This is a genomic window from Lutibacter sp. (assembly GCF_040883305.1).
Lineage (GTDB): Bacteria > Bacteroidota > Bacteroidia > Flavobacteriales > Flavobacteriaceae > Lutibacter.
Map to the genome: position 1 here is coordinate 1 of NZ_JBFLKT010000270.1, position 2,608 is coordinate 2,608.

The window sequence follows — 2,608 nt, forward strand, 5'->3', positions numbered from 1 at the left end:
AGACATTTATCTGAATATTATGCGGTAAAAAAAGATACAACCTTAGCTGTAAAATATGCTAATGAAGCTTTTGGATTGGCAGATCAACTTGAGAATTATAGAGATAAGTTAGAAACGCTATTACTACTTTCAAAGGTGGATCGGCAAAAATCTAACAAGTATTTAAATGAATATGTTCGTATAAGTGATAGCCTTCAAGTAGAGGATCGGAAAATTAGAAATAAGTTTACTAGAATTCGTTTTGAAACAGATGAATATATTCAAGAAACAGAGAAGCTTTCTCAACAAAATTTACTAATTTTATTAGGAGGTTTTATTACAATTATATTGTTATCTTTTGCTTATGTTATGAGAGTTCAAAGAGCAAAAAATAAAGAATTAAGGTTCGATCAAGAACAGCAAAAGTCGAATCAAGAAATTTTATCTTTAATAATGAGACAACAAACTAAATTAGAAGAAGGGCGCTTAAAAGAGCGTCATAGAATTTCTGAAGATTTACATGATGGAGTGTTAAGTAAAATTTTTGGAACTAGGTTAGGCTTAGGGTTTTTAAATGTTAGTGGAGATAAAAATACTATAGAAAAACATAAGTATTATGTAGATGAACTTCAAAATATTGAAAAAGAAATTAGAACTATTTCACATGAATTAAAGAATGAAATATTGTCATCGAAAGAAGATTTTTCAAAAATTATTAAAGATTTAATTGAAAAAAGAAGTAACTTAGAAAGCTTTAAATATGAATATTATTGTGATGAAGCTATTTATTGGGATACTATAAATGATAACATAAAAATTAATTTATACCGTATATTACAAGAGGCATTGCAAAATATAATTAAATATGCAGAAGCTTCTTATGTAGAAATAAAAATTAGCTTAAATAATAACACTATAGAGTTACTTGTAAAAGATAATGGAAAAGGTTTCAATATTAGAGAAAAAAGAAAGGGAATTGGGTTAAAAAATATGCAATCTAGGGTCGAAAAAATTGATGGAACTTTAAAAATTGATTCCCTGAAAAATGGAGGAACTACTATATTTGTAACATGTCCAATACAAACAGAAAATAATGAACACAAAATATAAAGTTTTAATAATAGACGACCATCCAATTATTGCAGATGCGTATAAAAGTGCTTTTGAATTTATAAGTTCAGAAAATTCAAAAGTTAATTTTGAAATTTCAATAGCAATAAATTGTGATGAAGCAATTGAAAAAATAGAAGATGCTGCAAAAAAGAATGGAATAGATATTATTTTTTTGGACATATCGCTTCCGCAATCAACAGACGGTGAATATCTGTCAGGTGAAGATTTAGGCATAGCTATTAAAAAATTACTACCAAACTGCAAAATTATTGTTGCCACTACGTTTAATGATAATTATAGAATACAAGCTATACTTAAAAATGTAAATCCAGATGGTTTTTTAATAAAAAACGATGTTAATAAAGAGGAGTTAGTATTTGCTATAAAAACACTATTAGATGGCTCTCCATATTATAGTAAATCGGTTTTAGAATTATTTAGAAAACAAGCCTCAATTGATTATAAAATAGATAAAATAGACAGGCAATTATTGTATGAAATGTCTATTGGGACTAAAATGAAAGATCTTCCTGGAATTATACCAATGTCTATGCCTGGTTTGGAAAGAAGAAAAAAACAATTAAAAAAGCTGTTTGAAGTTAAAGATAACGATGACAGAGAATTAATATTAAAAGCAAAAGAAAAAGGGTTCATTTAAATGAACCCTTTTTTTGCTATAAAAATGTCTTTGGGGTTGAATTTATTCCTATAGTCAAATCAAATGTAACATAAATTTTATATTTCAAAAGCTATTTTCAGTTTATTTTTGAAAATGGCCTAAAGTATATGGTTTCAGCATATTAATAGTATGGAAAACACATATTATTAAAATGATTTTTTAATTTTTAGAGCAGAAAACTAAATATTACTTTTTTGAGTTTAGATATAATTATAAATGTTCATTAAGAAAAATTTAACATATAAAAATAAGGGAAAACAGTTTTATAAACGACTTAGTAAGTAATATTCATTATTTTTGAAAACCCAAAATAAGCGAAATCAACCTATAACATGAAAAAAACACTTTCACTCCTTTCTTTTTTATTGATTTTTACTGCTAGTTATGCTCAAATTTACGACCCTGTTAAATGGTCAACTTCAGTTGAAAAAATATCAGATACTGAATATGATTTAATTGTTAAAGCAATAATTGAAGATAAATGGCATTTATATTCTCAAATTGTACCCGAAGATGGGCCAATACCTACATCGTTTATATTTGAAACTACAGAGCAGTTTAATCTAGTTGGTAATGTTATAGAAGAAGAAGGTCATACAGTATATGACCCGGTATTTGATATGGAAATCAAATATTTTGAAAATGCAGCCACTTTTAAACAACGTATAAAGGTAGAAACGAATAACGCTTTAAAAATTATAGGAGAGTTAGAATTTATGGTATGTGATGATACCAATTGCTTACCACCAACTTTTGTAGATTTAGAATTTACCATTCCCGGAGAAAAAGTAGCAGAAGAAAGTGTTGATAAAAAAGAAACTTTTACACCAATTAAAA

3 protein-coding genes are annotated in these 2,608 nt (G+C 26.7%); all 3 read left to right on the plus strand.

The features are described 5' to 3' along the window. On the plus strand, positions 1 to 1,089 hold a 1,089-nt coding region (locus AB1Z17_RS08415; protein ID WP_368051358.1), incomplete at its 5' end, for a sensor histidine kinase. After that, on the plus strand, positions 1,073 to 1,750 hold the full coding sequence (locus AB1Z17_RS08420; protein WP_368051359.1) for a response regulator: 678 nt from the start codon (positions 1,073 to 1,075) through the stop codon (positions 1,748 to 1,750). The genes AB1Z17_RS08415 and AB1Z17_RS08420, both read left to right, overlap by 17 nt. A gap of 353 nt (positions 1,751 to 2,103) precedes the next feature. After that, positions 2,104 to 2,608 (plus strand): protein-disulfide reductase DsbD domain-containing protein (locus AB1Z17_RS08425; RefSeq protein ID WP_368051360.1); only part of this gene is annotated, 505 nt, incomplete at its 3' end.

What these genes read in the sequence shown, in the direction of transcription:
- AB1Z17_RS08420 (WP_368051359.1), top strand. Translation starts at nt 1,073, where the DNA reads ATGAACACAAAATATAAAGTTTTAATAATAGACGACCATCCAATTATT.